Raw genomic sequence first — 16112 nt, 5'->3', positions numbered from 1 at the left:
CGCCTCCGCCACGGTACCGCGGTGTCACTTCGCCATCGCTTTCGGTCTGCGGTGCTGGGGCAATTGCAGAAGGGCGATGGGAATATTCTCATCGATGGCGGTCAGCACGTCCTGAACGACTCCGCTCCTATACAACTCTTCGGGAGGCAGGTTCCCCCAGGCCGCGAAACTTTCGGGGCCGAAATCGCCCGCAACCCAGTTCGAGCACTGTGCGAGGTAGTAGCAGCACATGGCGGTCTCGGCTTGTTCGTTCGTCACTGGGTGCGCGCCGTGGATCGCCTGGCCCAGCATGTCAAAGTACTCTTTCCGGCTGCCTGCCTTAAGCACAAATCCCAGTGCGGCATAATACGAGTCCGAGGCGGTGAGGACCGTCTTCTTTATTGCCGCCGCTTCTATGCCCACCGTGGAGGTATGCACCAGGACCACCTTCGCGCGCTCCAGCAGCTCGTACGTGTTCACTGGATCCGACGGGGCCACAAACCTCAGGCGGGGATGAGCACCGACGCTGCTCGATAAGAGCTTGCGGTAATCATCACTGGTACGCGCGATCTTCAAGCGCTCCGCCGGGTGCTGTCGCACCACCACCGTTTCCTTCGTGTTCGCCAGCAACCACTCCACCGTCTCCACCAGCCATTGCGTGCTGTTCTCGAAGACCGGGTTCCGGCCGAGTGCCGATGTATCCCACGAGGAATTCAAAGCGATCACGACCGGGCGGTCATCGCCCGGGAGCGTGGAACCCAAAGCTGCGACCTGGGATCCGAACTTGTCCACGCCGGCGCGGCGGCGATGCAGTTCCGCGGATGCCTCGGTGAGGATCGCTTCGCGAAGCGTCGGCTCCTGCGGAAGCTTTGCCAGCGCATGTGGCACGTCAGTGAGTTGGGCCGCGATGCCGTCGGTAGACAGCATCGACGTGCCCGGCCCTCCGGAGTCAAATGTGCAAACGCGAATGGCTCGCTCTCGTCCGATCTCATACCACAATCCACTCGAGCTATACATCCCGCCCGCAACCACAAGGTAGTCGAACCGGCGCTGCGCCAGCAGGCTCGCAATGCCCGCTTCGGCGTTTCGCAGTTGCGCCTCGGTCAAGGCACGATAGTGCTCCCTACCCTCTTGTTTGGTCTCGCCGCGCAGAAACCAGATCGCGTTGAAGATTGCGAGGCGCCGGCTGCGCGGAGAAGGCGGCAGCCCTTCCCCGGCGGCGTGGGCAAAGTCACTCAGCCAGAGGACGGGAAACCGTTCTCCCACCAACGTGAGGACCTTGCGGATGCTGTCCAGCACTATCTGCCATTCCCGCGCTTGGTTGCCGAACGGCAGGTCGTCGCAAATAAATGTCACGGCCTTGCCTGTTCTCTGGGCAAGGAACAGCCCGAGAGCGATGGAGTACCAGGGCACAGCGGTCATCAGCCAGGGTTGGACCACGACCGCGCCCCTCGCACTCGCATCCTGCGTCCGCGCGTTAGCTGCAAGCCAGCTGCGCACGAACCGCTCAAACGCGGCCGCGTTGCGACGCCAGATCTGGCGTCCTCGCGTGAAGCGGCGAAGCTTGTTGATATAGGCTTTAGCTCTCAGCATAGGCCCGCTCGAGGTTCCATCCATCAGCCAGTCGAACTCGCCGCGGCACCAGAGGCAACCGGGCGCAGCCGCCTGACGATTGGAGTCACCAGCAGTCCGACCAGCAAGAACTTTACCAAGAGACCTGGAACCATCCCCAAACGACCGTTCAGGAACACGCTGAACGCGACGACGGCTGCGGAGCCCAGCACATACCACCAAAGCGACGCCTCGATGCGAAAGGCCATCATCTTCCGCGCCACTAAGAACGTCGCCATGGCGACAACCGATGAGGTCAAGAGGACAGATAAAACCGCCCCATAGATCCTCAGGGAGGGGACCAACCAGACGTTCGAGAGTACCGAGACTAGACCCCCCAGCAGCGAGATAGAGAGCGACAGATTGGGGCGATGGCAGTACAGAAGCACCGAATCACTGAGCATGGAGAACGAATAAATCAAGTTTGAAGCTGCCAGGATCAAGAACAAGTAGTAGCTATGGCCGTACGAGCGCGGAGCCACGATCGACAGTGCTTCCGAAGCGAACGATAACACAACTGTCGTGCCCAACAGCATGCAGGGAAAATAGATCCGGCCCAGACGAGAGACGATCTCGGCGACGCCGTCTGCGGGCGCCGAATAGATGATCGGCTGAAACGTCTTTCCAAATGCCAGGCTGACCAAGGTGATGACAAGTGCCAGTTGCTGTGCCAGGCCGAAAAAGCCGACCTGCGCCAGGTCCACATGTCGCTGCAAGAACACGATGCTGAACTTGTTGATGAAGAAAAAGGCAAAGTATCCAACCACGACCGGGATCCCGAACTTGAGCGAGACCGCGACGTGCTCCCACTGAAAGCGCCAACGCAATCTCGGCAAGAGGAGTACCAGCACCACCAACCAGGTCACCAGGCTGGTCAACACCACGCCGTAGAGCAAACCGATGACGCCCGCCTTGAAGACGACCAACAGCAGCACCACCAGGAGCGTAAGCAACAGCGCTGAGCCCGCCTGGATGGCGACGAAATACCCGGCTCTTTCCTCCAGCCGCAGCAAGATGGTGAACAGGGCGGGCACAAAGGCAAAGAAAGCAAGCGCGAAGGCAAACCACATGAAGGGCTGCGCGGGGACGCCGGGCGAAAGCAGGCGCCACACTGGGCCGCCCGCCAGCCAGAACAGCGCGAAAACCACGGCAGCCAGCAGAAACTGAAAGATCAAGATCGAGCCGAGATACTCAGCCTCCTGCTGCTTGGCCCGATAGATGAAGTAGACGCGAGAGACCGCGGAGATCAATCCGAATTGCAGGAGGTAATTAAAAATGTCGGAGTTGGTCTTGGTGACGACGAAGACTCCATACGCCGCCGGGTCCAGATGCCTGGTGTACAACGGCAGTAGAAGCAGGCCTCCCACCGCCAGCACGAGGAAGTCTCCTCCACCGTAAGTCACAATGCTGGTGATGAGTCTTTTTCGGTCCATGTCGCTCGCCGTTCAGGCTTCGGTGCGGAGGGCGCAGCCGGCACCCAGTTCGCAAGGTACTGCGTCGAGCGCCTCGGGACACCGCTGCGCTTCTGCCGGATGAATCACAGTGCGGTTGTGGTTCCTTCAGCATGGTCGCGCTGCGACAGCAGGAAAGCCGCGTAGGCAAGATCGGCTTCAGAGTCAATGTCGACGGAACGGCCGCAGGGCATCTCGTACCCGATCGCCTCCGGGGTCAAGAAACTTCGATTCGCCAGCAGCCAGCGGCACTCAGCCACGTACACCGCGCCATTGAGTCGCCACAAGGGCATGCCGGTATGAGCGGCCGGCTCCACCGGGAACAGGCGCCCGCTGTCTTCCATCCTATAAATCACCTGGGCACCATGTTCGAGGCGTGTCACCGAGACGCAGGCCGGAGCCTTGCGTGACAGACACAGCGAGATGCAGCCGTCGATGTCTTCCGCCACCCGCAGCGGCGAGGTCGGCTGCAGCAGCACCACGTAGTCAAAATCCGGTAGTTGCGTGATCGCATGGATGACGGTGTCGACCCCAGGAGTAAGATCGTCCGCCAATTCCCGCGGCCGCACGAACGGGGCCTCGCATCCCCATTGCCGCGCCGTCGCGATGATCTCTTCGTCTTCGGAGGAAAGGATTAGGCGGTCGAGCCGCTGCGACCGCTTCCCTGCCTCGATGGCCCAAGCCACCAAGGGCCTGTCTCCCAGCGTCCGGAGGTTCTTGCGAGGGATCCTCTTGGAGCCGCCGCGCGCAGCGACCACACCCAGAAACGTGCGTCCATCCATCATGGGAACACGGTGTCGAATTCGCCGATGGCTTTCGCCAGGTCGGAATGCTGCCCGACGTCGAGCCAATATTCCCTCAGCGGGAACACAACCGTGGAGCGGTTTTGCTGGACCAGCCCCTCGAACAGACTCGTCATATCGAAGACCTGGTTCGGCGGCACCAGTTCTAGCGCCTCGGGCTCGAGGACGTAAATACCGGCGTTCACAAACACCTTCCGTGACGGTTTTTCCTCGATCTGCAGGATCTGGTGCCCGTTCAGATGGATCACGCCATAGGGAACCTGCTCGGTATGTTCACGAACGCACATCGTGCCGCGGGCGCCGCACTGCAGATGAAACTCCAGCAGTTGAGCGAAGTTGACCTTGGTGAGCACGTCGCCATTCATCACAATGACGGGATGTTTCGGAGGTTGCGGCAAGAGCGACAGCGCCCCTGCAGTCCCGAGCGCCGCCTCTTCCCGCAGGTACTCGATGGAGACACCCCAGCGACTCCCGTCTTGAAAATGTTCCATGATCGTTTCCGCGCGATAATTGACGCCGATGTAGAACTGGTGGAATCCGTGGCGGATGAAGCTGGCCAGGATCGTCTCCAGGATCGGGCGTCCGCCGATGTGCAGCATGGGCTTCGGAGTCTCTTCGGTCAGTGGGCTCAGCCGCCTGCCCAGTCCGCCCGCCATCAGGATCACCCAATTTGGACGGCTCGGCGGATTCATCAACTCATCCAGCACTTCGAGCCCCACCAGCCGCCCCGCACCGTCCACGATGGGGATCTGGTGGATCTGTTTCTGCCGCATGGTGGCCAGGATCAGGTCGCGATCGCCCCCCGGACCGATGCACGTCGGGCTCGCGTTCATGACCTTCTCCACCGGCTCATCCAGCGACACGCCCTTGAGGAGTCCGCGACGGATATCGCCATCCGTTACGGTCCCCAGCAAGCGACGGTCTGCAGTCACCACCAGCGCGATTTGCAGAGAACTCTCGTCGAGCGTGCGGATGGCCGCACGCAACGAGACGCCGGGTTGGATACAGGCTGAAAGCCACGCAGACACAGCTATACGCTCCCTCGTACAAATCGCGGAATGGTCGCGGAAACAATCACGGTTTTCTCGACCATTATCGCCTACGCACGGGACAGGGGCTTAGCCGGTACGCCCACCACCGTGGCCCCCGGCGGCACGTCTTTGGTGACCACCGCACCTGCGCCAATCGTTGCGGCGTCGCCGATTTTCACGTACTGGAGGATTTGAGCGCCCGTTCCGACGAGGACTCCCCTCCCCATCTCGACACCACCTGAAACGTTAACGGTGGGATTCAAACAGCTGCCTTCGCCGATAATCGCCTCATGCCCGATCGTACAGGACAGGTTGACCATCGAGTAGCGGCAGAATACAACGTCAACGGTCGCAATATTGCCCGCGCAAAGCGTCACTCCAGGTTCCACGCGGCAGGAAGCGGCCTGCCAACGGATCGAGGGGTGCACCAGCGCGGGGAGCGCGTCATCGCCACGGCGTTGCGTGATGAGTTGACCGAGTCTCAGGCGTAGCGCCGGATCGCCCAACCCAAGCGCGGCGGCCGCTCCCTCGGGAGCCCGCTCCAGCCACTCGTCTTCCGCAGTCAGTTCCGTCACTGACTCGTGCGCAGCCGGGTGCGAGGGATCGCGCACCACGTATCCGCTGAACACCCAGGGCGCGCCGGCAGCGGCGAGGTCCTCGATCAGCCATCGCACTTCGCGGGCAAAGCCGCCTGCTCCAAAAACCGCTATTGGGCGCATCGACACTCCTATTCCACCTGGTAGCGCAGCTTCCACTCGCCTTGCTCTTTCTTCCACAGGTGGGGCGAGCGGAAGCGGTCCGCGTTGGCCAGGAATTCCTCTTCGCTCATGCTGAGGTATTCGAGGATCTCCTTGAAGTACCGTTTGGGAAACTCCCCGTCGAAGCGACGGACCAGCGCCACACCTTCTTCGCGCGTGAGGTGGCGGTTACGGATCTCCTGAGAGGCGTCATACGTCGCGCGGCCGATGCCGAATTTCAAGAATGTTGTCCAGTAGTGGAAGCCATCGATCTTGTCATCCAGGCTGTTGTACTTGCTGTACGTTCCCTCGGTGCGTTCCTGGTTGGCCTGGAAGCCGGTGTGTTCGACGGCGCAGTAATACGCCTCTTGCGGCACCCACTTCACGTAGTAGCCGAGGTAGTGGAATTCGATCCCGGCCTCTGCCAGTTGCTCCGAAGGAGCGGGCAGGTAGGGATTCAGGTCGTTGGGTGTGAGCCCGTGCGTCCCCAGGAGCTCCTTCATTGCCACGCCGCCGAGCGACAGTTCGGAGCGGCCGTCGTAGCGCAGCTGGAACCCGGGGCTGAGTTTCTCGTCGCCGAAGCGACTCTTAGTGAACGGTACACGTTCGCCGTACTGGCCCGGCATCTCGCCGTAGAACACCAGTTTGAGACCGAACTTCAGGGCCATCTTGGGAGCGAACGTCTTCTGCCCTACGATAAAGGGTTGGAAGGGATGCAGCAGGTTCAAGACGGCGAGCCGGGTCAGCAGCCGATGGACCCGGCCGTTGGGGGTGAACAAGAAGTTATCGAAGCCGCCCTTGTGCACCCAGTTCTGAAAGTTCTGCCAGCCGATATCGGTGTACAGATGCGGGGCCCACGTACACGTGAGGGGATGCATGCCGTAACGATGTTTCAGCAGGTATGAGGCCATGGCGCTGTCCTTGCCGCCGCTGCCGGGCACGAGCACGTCATAGGAGCCGTCGCTACTGCGAAAACGGTCCAGCAGTTGCACCAACTCATCCTCGCGCTGCTTCCAGTCGATCTCGTCGAAGATCACGTCCATCTGGCGACAGGCGAGGCAGATGCCGTCCTCGTCGAACTCCAAAGTCTCTTTCTTGGACTCGCGCGTGTGGGCGTACTCGTTGCTAGAGAGCGGGCGTTGGTTAGAAAAGACGCATCGCTTGCAGAACTTAACCTCAGGGGGCAGGCCGAAGTACGCTTCCCGCTTTTCTACCTTGGATACTTGCTGAGACATCTATTGTGCGGCTCCTTTTTCGATGCGCTCACCGACTCGCGCACGCAGATTGCTGTAAATCAGCAGACCCTCGGCGCCGCTGCGCTCGGGGTGAAACTGGCAGCCGAAGACCGAGCCCGCGGCCGCGCTCGAACAGAACTCTACGTCGCCGTAACGCGTGGTGGAAAGAACCACTTCCGGCGCCGACGGCTCGACGATGTACGAGTGAACGAAGTACATGTAGCCTCCGTCCGCGACGCCGGCTAGCGCGGTCCCCTCCCAACTGCCGTCACCGGCGCTCCGCACCTGGTTCCAACCCACCTGCGGCACCTTCAGCCGGCGCCCTTTTTCCGTCGGCGCGCCCAGCGACCGCACCCGACCCTCGATCACGCCGAGGCCGCGATGGATGCCGAACTCCTCGCTCTCACTCATCAGCAGCTGGAAGCCGAGGCAGACTCCGAACAGCGGCTTGCCCTGCGCCACCGCGTCGAGGATGACCGCGACCAGGTCGAGCCGCTCCAGCGCGGCCATGGCGTCACCGAAGGCACCGACGCCCGGCAGGATGACCGCGTCGGCAGTCAAAATCTCGCGCGCCACCGAAGTCACCGTCGCTGCCATCCCCACCTGTTCACATGCCATGCGCACGCTGAACAGGTTTCCCAGCCCGTAATCCACGATTGCGACGCTGTCAGGCATGGACCGCCTCGCTCACCGGACGGCACTCGATGCCCTGCTCTGCCAGGTGGCGCTTGATCTCCGGCAGCGTCGCGCCCGCCAATCCCCGGAAACTCTTCCCGCTGACGAGGTAGTCGCGATTCCCTTCGCCCAGGAACTCGTCCGGAGCGGCCGGATGCTCGCGGACATAGCGGTAATGCAGCATCGAAGCGAGCGCGACGGCATCGGCGTGGCCCTCGCGGATGACCTCCGTCACGTGTTCGACCTTCCCCGCGCCGCCACAGGCGATCACCGGGATGGGAACGCTGGTGGCGATGCGCCGCGTCAACTCCAGGTCGAATCCCTTCGCCGTCCCTTCGCGATCGATCGCGGTGACCATCAACTCGCCGGCGCCGAGATCCGCAGCGCGCATCGCCCACTCGCAAGCATCGAGACCGGTGTGCTCGCGACCGTTGTCAGTGTACGCCTCGTAGCTGCCGTTGGATTTGCGGATCGCTTCGATGGAGACGAGGATGGTCGAAGCTCCGAACTGCCGGGCGGCCTCGCGGATGAACTCCGGCTTACGGATGACAGCTGTGTTCAGCGAGACCTTGTCGGCGCCCGCCCGCAGGACGCGGCGAATGTCGTCCAGCGTGCGCAGGCCGCCGCCGACCGTGAGCGGGATGAAGATCTCGCGCGATGTCCGCTCCACGATCTCCAACAGGCTGTTCCGGCCGTAGAGACTGGCCACAACGTCCATGTACAACAATTCATCGGCGCCGCTCTCGCTGTAGAAGCGGGCGAAGCGCTCGGGCCGCCCCAGGACCCGAAGTCCTTCCAGGTGAACGCCCTTCACCAGGTTCGGGCCCTTGATGTCGAGGCGCGGTATGAGCCGGATATTCATTGCGCGAAATGGATCGACGTAGCTTTATTTCGACACCGGGTCTCATGCCTTCGCCGGAGAAGCAGCGCAGGCTTAGGTATCGACTCCGATGTAGAAGAGTTTACTCATTTCACTATGGATCTGCCGTCTGCGTCAATCCGCGACACCGGGAGTGCCGTGAGGTCAGAGAACTTCTTGTGCACCAGCTGGTCGAGCGCCGCGCGCTTCAGCACGTCCACGATCCTGCTCGCGGCGTGGCCGTCGCCGTACGGGTTGCGGATGCCCCGCAGCGACTTCCGGAACTCGGGTGCGAGTACCTGCTTGATGGCGGCCGAGATCGCACCTCGCTCCGCCGGAACGTGCAGCACGTTCTGGGCGTGAACACGTCCGCGCTGGCGGTCGCCGATGTTGACCACCGGCAGCGCGAAGCTGGCGGCCTCGATGATGCCACTCGACGAGTTTCCCACCATCACCGCTGCCAGCTTCATCATGGAGAAGTAGGCCTGCGTCCCCAGGTTCACGACCAGGCGCGTGTTGGCACGGGACGCCACGAATCGCTCGATCGCTTCGCGGATCTCCCGGCCGGCGGTGTCAGCGTTGGGCGCGGTGAAGACAATGGGCATCTTTATCGAGTCCAGCGCCGCCAGCAACTCCTGGACGTGGTGCGACGTCCGCTGGTAGTCGAGCGTCTCCGGATGGAGAGTGACTAACATGGGCGACGGCTCCAGTTTCATCCCGAACAGCTGTTCCAGTGCTTCGCGCCCCAGCAGTTCAAGTGCAGGGATATGGTCTAACCCAGGATCGCCGGTGACGTGTATCCGCCAAGACTCCTCGCCCATCTGCAGCACCCGGGCCCGTGCCGCTTCGGTGGTGACGAAGTGCAAGTGGCTCATCTTGGTGATGGCGTGGCGCATGGCGTCATCGATTGCGCCCTCGGTGAGGTCGCCCCCGGCGATGTGCGCCACCGGGATGAGGAAAGGCAGCGCCGCCGCCACCGCCGCCAGGATCTCGAAGCGATCGCCCAGCACCAGCAGGAGATCCGGCTTCTTGCGGGCGTAGACCTGGCTGAAGCCCACTACACCCAGTCCCATGGAGCGCGCAATGCCTTCCGGCGTGTCGGCGGAGAGCTCGATGTCGACACGCTCAGCGATGGGAAAGCCATCCGACTCGATGACCTTGACCGTCATGCCGTGCTCCTCCGAAAGGTGCATGCCCGTGACGAACAACCGTAGTTCGAGTTCCGGATCCGTGCAGATCTTCCGCAGGATTGGCACGTAGATGCCGTAGTCAGAACGTGCCCCGGTGACCACGCCGATGCTTCTCATGAAAACATTTCCAGGGTCAGCAACGTTCCGGGCGCGATGTCGTGCAGCGCCCGGCGCCCGATCAGCCGCGCCCTCTGCGCCGGCGGCATCCCGGTTCCGGGACGCAAGATGGCGACGTGCTGTTCTTCGACCACCGTGCCCGCGGGCAGCGCACAGGCGGCGACCAGGCTGCGCCGGGCGACGCGCGCGGTGTCCTCTTCCTCTGGCATGCGACGTTTCCGCCCATCGCCCAGTGCCGATTCCACCAGACGGATGCCGCGCACCAGCGCGGCAAACTCGTCGGGCGGGAGCGACGCGCGGTGGTCCGGCCCGGGAAGATCGCGGTCCAGGGTCAGGTGCTTCTCGATGATGCAAGCACCCAGTGCCACGGCGGCGAGTGCGACTTCGATGCCGAGGGTGTGATCAGAAAAGCCGATGGGAACCTGGAATTGCTGCGCCATGGTATGCATCGCCCTCAGGTTCGCGCTCGTGGCCGCAGCCGGATAATCGCTCACACAATGCAGCAGTGCGAGCTTGGTGTTGCCTGCGCGACGGATCACTTCGACCGCACTCTTGACCTCGTCCATCTCCGACATGCCGGTCGAAACGATCATCGGCTTGCCTTTGCGGACCAGGTATTCCAGGAAGGGCCAGTTCGTGATCTCGCCCGAGGCCACCTTGAATGCCGGCACACCCAGGCCGTCGAGCAGGTCGGCGCTCTTGGGGTCGAAGGGAGTGGAGAGGAACAGGATCCCGAGCGCTCGGCAGTGCGTGGCGAGTTCCGCGAACGCTTCCGGCGACAGCTCGAGCCGCTGGACCATCTCCAGTTGCGTCCCGGCCTCGCCCGTGGCCTCGATCTGGTACTTCGCCTTTGCCGCGGCGGGCGAAACGACTTCGTCAGCCTGGAACGTCTGGAACTTGACCGCGTCGGCGCCGGCGGCACGAGCAGCATCCACGAGCTGCTTCGCCTTCTCCGAGCTGCCGTTGTGGTTCACCCCCACCTCGGCGATCACGAAGCACGGCGCGCCTGGCCCGACTTGGCGTCCGGCGATCTCGATAGGCTTCAGCATCGTTCGGCGCTCACAGGATCCGGCGTGCGCCCGCCGTTCACGACCCACCTCACATCTGCCTGCCTAGGACCGCGCTGCTGGGAATACTGACCAGGCGGGCCTCAATATCCTCAGCTACGCTCAGATCCATCTTGGGGCAGTCGCGGAACATGGGCAGGTGGTGCATCAGCGTCCATGCCGGACGGGTCATGAGGCCACTCTCATTGGTGGCCTGCACCAATGCATCGCGCTGGTGTGCGTATTCGCGATCCAGAAGAATACAGTTCAGCCAGTAATTGCTGCGGCTGTTGGCCGGCTCGGTGACGAACCGCACGTTAGGAACGTCCGCGAATAGCTGTTGATAGCGCTCGCTGAGTGCGCGCTTCGAGCGCAGAAAATCAGGTAACTGCTCCATCTGCGCGCACCCCAGCGCAGCGTTGATGTTGGGCATCCGGTAGTTGTACCCGACCTGATCATGGACAAACGCCCACTGGTGCCGCAGCCGCGCGGTCGTGGTCGCATGCTTGACTTGCTGGGCCAGCTCTTCGTCGTTGGTCAGGACTGCGCCGCCCCCGCCGGTGGTCACGATCTTGTTGCCGTTGAAGCTCAGTGCGGCAAGCCGTCCCACATTCCCGGTGTGTTTCCCCTTGTAGTACGAACCGAGCGACTCGGCCGCGTCCTCGACCAGGGGAATGGAGAACTGACGGCAGACCTCGCTCAGGGGATCGAGATCCACCGGGTGCCCGAAGGTGTGCATGGGCATCACCGCGGCAATGCGCGACCCGGTGAGCCGGTTGCAGCAAGTGCCTTCCTTGACCTCGGCAATGTCGCGGAGATAGTCCTCCAGCTTCCGGGGATCAAGCCCGAGTGTCGCTATTTCGCTGTCCGCGAAGTGGGGTTTGGCGCCGCAATAGGCGACCGCGTTAGCGGTGGCTACGAACGTCAGGGTCGGAACGATCACCTCGTCGCCGGGCTGCACGCCCACCGACCGGAGGCAGATGTGCAGCGCCGCAGTACCGTTGGTGACAGCGATGGCTCGCCGCGCGCCGGTGAATTCGGCCAGCATCTTCTCGAAGCGCTCGACGAAGGTACCTGCCGAAGACACCCACCCGGTATCCAGGCACTCCTTGACGTAGCTCCACTCGCTGCCGGCAAAGCGCGGCTCGTGCAGCGCCACGTCCTTAGCCTCAGGCGGCAGCGCCTGGCGGATCGTGGCGACGACGCGCGGGATATCCACGCCCGCTGTGCGTTTAGAGGTTGTAGATGTCAGACTTGAAACCCTCGAGGTTGTGGGCATCTGTGAACCAAGCGATCGTCTCTTTCAGGCCGCGACCGAATCCTTCCCGTCCTGCGTACTCTGGTTCCCATCCCAGCACTTGCTTGGCCTTTCTATTGTCAGCCCAGAGTCGCTCCACTTCGCTTTTTTGCGGGCGGAGGCGAACGGCATCCGTCTCGATCTCGACCTTCACTCCCATGATCTGGGAGATCAAGTCCACGGTCTCGCGGATCGAGATCTCGAAATTGCTGCCCAGGTTCACGACCTTGCCTACCGCTTCGTCTGATCTGGCCATCGCCACGATGCCGCGCACGGTATCTTTGACGAAGCTAAAATCGCGGGTTGGCAAGACCGAGCCCAGCTTCACCCGCTTCCCCCCGTTGGCGATCTGCGTGATGATGGTTGGGATCACCGCTCTCGCGGACTGCCTAGGTCCGTAGGTATTGAAGGGACGGACGATGGCGATGGGGACGTTAAACGAGCTGTAGAACGACATCGCGATCTGGTCGGCGCCAATCTTCGTGGCTGAGTACGGCGACTGCCCTTGCAGTGGGTGCTCCTCGGTGATGGGGACGAACTGCGCCGTCCCATAAACTTCACTGGTCGAGGTGTGGACTACCTTCTGGACGCCGAGATCCTGCGCCGCCTGCACGATGTTCAGGGTCCCACGAACGTTCGTCTCTACGTACATGCTGGGCGAGTGATAGGAATACGGGATCGCGATCAGCGCCGCGAGATGCAGGACTACGTCGCATCCCCGCATCGCGACTTGAACGCCATGGGGATCACGGATGTCGCCGGCGAAGACGTCGAGTGATTTCTTGATCTCGGGCGCGGCGTGGTCCAGCCAGCCCCACGAATTGAAGGAATTGTAGAAAACGAAGGCGCGAACATCACAGCCCTGCGACACCAGGTACTCAGCGAGGTGTGAACCGATGAAGCCGTCGGCGCCGGTCACCAGGATCTTCGCGCTCTTCAGATTCATATGTGGATCAAATAACTGAGTTCACTGCTTTTCACGCGGTCGTGCTCCCACAGACCTATTGGAAATAACCTTCGCCTAGCGGCTGTCGCCGAAGCGGAAGCGGTTCGACTTCCATCCCGTCGATGTCGAGACTCACAGACCGCATGATCAGATCGACGGAGAGCACCAAACGAGACTTCCCTCGCTTGCGTTTGAGTATCCCCGCAAGACCCTGGAAGGGTCCGGTCTTGATCCGTACCCGGCGGCCCACCCGCAAGTACGGATGGGGCTCGACGCGGACCTGATCGACAAGGCCGTTGCGCAACGCCTCGATCTCTCCGGCGGGGAGAGCTACCGGGCGGCTGCCAGACCCGACCAAGCGCACGATGCTCGGGATCTGCAGGACCTGCAGCCGGTCGCGCAAGGCGATCCGCACAAACACATAGCCTGGAAATAGGGGCAACAACACCTTGACCCGGCGGTCCTTCCACCGGTGCACGGTCTCATAGAGCGGGAGAAGGTGCTCGACGTTCTTTTCGCTCAACTGCGCGGCCACTCGCTTTTCATGACGTGCGCAGGTGTGGGCGGCATACCAGTTGGCCTCCAGGTACTCGACCGGTGGAGGAGCGACGTGGTGGGAGGGATCGAGTTTTGCGTGACCGTTCACCATCTGCTGGACACAGCTTCGCCCCGTCACTTACAGAGCCACTGTGACCTAACTGCCTCTTAGATCAATCACTTAAGGAGCAGTTAGCTGATTTTATATCATACGCCTTGCAGGGGTTGGCTCCCGAGCTACCGCGGTGCCATGACGGCGTGCCCGCCCCTACACCAACCGCAGTTCTCGGGCGGACTCGCCCCGCGGACTCGGTGATTCAGGCGTCAGTTGTTCCCTTGTATGATCACCCGGATCGCCGCGATCCCCAGCCCGAATTGGCCGAGCACGGCCGACCAATCCTTTAACGTTGTGATCAGTGGGACGTGATCAAAGTTCTGCGGCACCACGATCGCGTCGCCCGGCATCAAGCGCAGATTGCGGAAGCTGCCCGCCAGGTAATCCGGAGTAGATCTGCGGCTACGTACCGCGCCGCTGGCTCGGATCACGTACATCCGTCCTGAGTCCGCCTCGCGCGTCGGACCTCCCGCCTCCCGCAGGTATTCGCCCACCGTGGTCGTGGGGTGATAGACGAAGTCGGCGGTGTTGTATACCGACCCGACCACCGACACGGATGCGCTCCGAGCGCCGATGGTCAATACGTCCCCATCCTCCAGCGCCAGATTCGGCAGAGAAGCCACGTCTGCGATCGTAGGTTTCAGATCAAAGACCACGCGACCCGTCGCCTGTGCACTCCGGAGCTGCTGCACCAGTCTCGACTGATTCTGGGTGCGGGTCTGGAGCAGCGCGCCCGACTCCGGCTGCAGTTGCTGGCCTCGCGTGGTCGCGTTGACAATGTCGGCCTCGAGCCGATCCACAAATTGGTTCAAGCTCTCCTGCTGTCGTGCGCGCACTGATTCGCGTGTGAACTGGGTCCCAAACAGATATGCGTTCAAGGTCAGCCCGCCGGCCCGCTCGATCACGTCGAGCAGACGTTCGCCTGGCGACACCTGGTACACCCCGGCACGCGCGAATTCACCCTCCAGGCGCACGAATGTGGTGCGCTTCGCCATCGGCACCGAGAAATCGGCCTGGGAGAAGATCGTGACCACGTCGCCCGGCCGCAATACCAAGTTCGCCGCCGATTCCGTCGAACTGATCGCCTCCCCCAGCTTGAATGGAATGAGCTGCGTCGTCAGATCCTCCAGGTTCGTACGTTCGACCACCGCGTAGTCCCAATTAATGTCAGGCGCATCGCGCTTGATCTGGGTGCGAAACTTCTGCTGGTTCAACTGCCGGAGTTTGCGCTCTTCCGCGCGCTCGCCTTCGGTGACCGCGCTGTCCTTCGTTGGGAGCGTGGGCCGGATCGCAACTGCGTTCCTGCCTTCCCAGAAGTCCGGCGTGATGAGCGCTTCGCGCGACGGGATGAGATCGCTCACCCGCATGCCCTCGTGCCAGGGATAGCGCCCCGGCCGCGCAACGTTCCCGCGCAGCGTCACCGCGTTCTCGAACTTGGGTAACAGCGCAAAGACGTTGACCACGTCGCCATCCTGCAGCGGTTTCGCCAGTCCTTCACGGTCGAGCTTGAACTCGTCCACGCGCCGGATGGAGTGGTCGGTGATGCGGTCGAGCATCACCCGCTTGGCTTCCGCCGTCGTCGTCAAGCCGCCCGCCAGTTGCAGCAGGTCGTCGAGCGTCGACCCGTCTTTGATCTCGTAGATCGCGGGCACATTCACGCTGCCCGCTATCGCCACCAGGCGTCCCACCGGCGGGATGAAAATGACGTCGCCGTTCTGCAGCTGGACATCCTTCGACTTGTCGCCCTTCAGCAGCAGGTCGTACAGGTCAAAGTCGGTGACTAGCCGGTTCCCGCGCTTCACCTGGATCCGCCGCATGGAGCCGTTCGACGACGGTCCGCCCGAGGCGAACAAAGCATTCACCAGGGTGCTCAGGGCACTGATCGTGTAGTTCCCGGGACGGCTAGCCTGCCCCACGATGAATACCTGGATGGAGCGCAGCTGCCCCATCGTGACCGCCAGGTCGAAATTGCGGTATACCCGCGAGATCGCGCTCTTCAGATAATCGTGCAGCTGTCCGTACTTCACCCCGGCTACGTTGATGTTCCCCACATCCGGGATATAGATGTTGCCGCCGCGGTCGACCACCGCGCTGTAATCGATATCCACCTGGCCCCAGGCACGGATCATGATCTGGTCGCCCGGACCGATGGCGTAATCCGCGGTCACCGGGATCTGGTCGGCCGGGGCGAACGTCGAGGGCACGTTCTCGAACAAGGTAGAACCAAAAATGGGGAGCGGTCTCCCCAGCGCGCGCTCCACGAAGCGCTCGAAATCACTCTGGGGCGGCGCTCCGATCCGGCGACTGCTGGGGGACACCTGGATCGGCGCTTTGCGGTCGCGAGGTGATTCCTCGTCTCCACGCTGGCCATTGTCGCTAGTGGAAGGGTTCCGGGTCGTAGACACAACACATTTCCCGTCGGGCGTCCGCCCATAGCGGCAGTCGGCGATCCGCGGGTTCGTTGTTTCCTGGTCTTGAGCCGG

Annotated in this window: 14 protein-coding genes; all 14 read right to left on the bottom strand. The window is 62.3% G+C overall.

All coding sequences use genetic code 11. The features are described 5' to 3' along the window. Positions 1 to 24: 24 nt before the first annotated feature. The 14 genes from M3P27_11435 to M3P27_11370 all read right to left on the bottom strand — a co-directional run bounded on the left by M3P27_11435 (position 25) and on the right by M3P27_11370 (position 15845). Positions 25 to 1572 (bottom strand): hypothetical protein, encoded by a 1548-nt coding sequence (locus M3P27_11435; GenBank protein MDP9268919.1) that lies wholly within the window; start codon positions 1570 to 1572, stop codon positions 25 to 27. Positions 1573 to 1595: 23 nt separating this feature from the next. Further along, entirely contained in the window at positions 1596 to 3023 is a 1428-nt protein-coding gene (locus tag M3P27_11430; GenBank protein ID MDP9268918.1) for an oligosaccharide flippase family protein, read from the bottom strand. Positions 3024 to 3127: 104 nt separating this feature from the next. After that, on the bottom strand, positions 3128 to 3826 hold the full coding sequence (locus M3P27_11425; protein ID MDP9268917.1) for an acylneuraminate cytidylyltransferase family protein: 699 nt from the start codon (positions 3824 to 3826) through the stop codon (positions 3128 to 3130). Beyond that, entirely contained in the window at positions 3823 to 4872 is a 1050-nt protein-coding gene (locus M3P27_11420; GenBank protein ID MDP9268916.1) for a nucleotidyltransferase family protein, read from the bottom strand. Before M3P27_11420 ends, M3P27_11425 begins: the two co-directional genes overlap by 4 nt. A gap of 71 nt (positions 4873 to 4943) precedes the next feature. Then, the gene (locus tag M3P27_11415; GenBank protein MDP9268915.1) at positions 4944 to 5594 is read right to left on the bottom strand and encodes an acetyltransferase; all 651 of its coding nucleotides are present in this window, start codon (positions 5592 to 5594) and stop codon (positions 4944 to 4946) included. 8 nt (positions 5595 to 5602) lie between these two features. Next, complete coding sequence (locus tag M3P27_11410; GenBank protein MDP9268914.1) at positions 5603 to 6847, bottom strand: N-acetyl sugar amidotransferase; 1245 nt, start codon at positions 6845 to 6847, stop codon at positions 5603 to 5605. Next, positions 6848 to 7522, bottom strand: a complete 675-nt coding sequence (hisH, locus tag M3P27_11405) for an imidazole glycerol phosphate synthase subunit HisH (protein MDP9268913.1) — start codon at positions 7520 to 7522, stop codon at positions 6848 to 6850. Beyond that, on the bottom strand, positions 7515 to 8384 hold the full coding sequence (locus tag M3P27_11400; GenBank protein ID MDP9268912.1) for an imidazole glycerol phosphate synthase cyclase subunit: 870 nt from the start codon (positions 8382 to 8384) through the stop codon (positions 7515 to 7517). Before M3P27_11400 ends, hisH begins: the two co-directional genes overlap by 8 nt. A gap of 104 nt (positions 8385 to 8488) precedes the next feature. Then, complete coding sequence (neuC, locus tag M3P27_11395) at positions 8489 to 9688, bottom strand: UDP-N-acetylglucosamine 2-epimerase (GenBank protein ID MDP9268911.1); 1200 nt, start codon at positions 9686 to 9688, stop codon at positions 8489 to 8491. Continuing rightward, complete coding sequence (neuB, locus tag M3P27_11390) at positions 9685 to 10737, bottom strand: N-acetylneuraminate synthase (protein MDP9268910.1); 1053 nt, start codon at positions 10735 to 10737, stop codon at positions 9685 to 9687. Before neuB ends, neuC begins: the two co-directional genes overlap by 4 nt. Before the next feature lie 49 nt (positions 10738 to 10786). Continuing rightward, positions 10787 to 11953 (bottom strand): LegC family aminotransferase, encoded by a 1167-nt coding sequence (locus M3P27_11385; GenBank protein ID MDP9268909.1) that lies wholly within the window; start codon positions 11951 to 11953, stop codon positions 10787 to 10789. Positions 11954 to 11966: 13 nt separating this feature from the next. Next, a complete protein-coding gene (locus M3P27_11380) occupies positions 11967 to 12977 on the bottom strand; it encodes an NAD-dependent 4,6-dehydratase LegB (protein ID MDP9268908.1) in 1011 nt (336 codons plus the stop codon). A 55-nt stretch (positions 12978 to 13032) separates the two neighbouring features. Beyond that, a complete protein-coding gene (locus M3P27_11375) occupies positions 13033 to 13626 on the bottom strand; it encodes a UpxY family transcription antiterminator (GenBank protein MDP9268907.1) in 594 nt (197 codons plus the stop codon). Between the two features lie 212 nt (positions 13627 to 13838). Then, positions 13839 to 15845, bottom strand: coding sequence for an SLBB domain-containing protein (locus tag M3P27_11370; GenBank protein MDP9268906.1), 2007 nt, complete (start codon positions 15843 to 15845; stop codon positions 13839 to 13841). Positions 15846 to 16112: the final 267 nt, after the last annotated feature.

Source organism: Acidobacteriota bacterium (assembly GCA_030774055.1).
Classification (GTDB): domain Bacteria; phylum Acidobacteriota; class Terriglobia; order Terriglobales; family Acidobacteriaceae; genus JACPNR01.
This window is presented reverse-complemented; position numbering and strand designations above follow the sequence as displayed.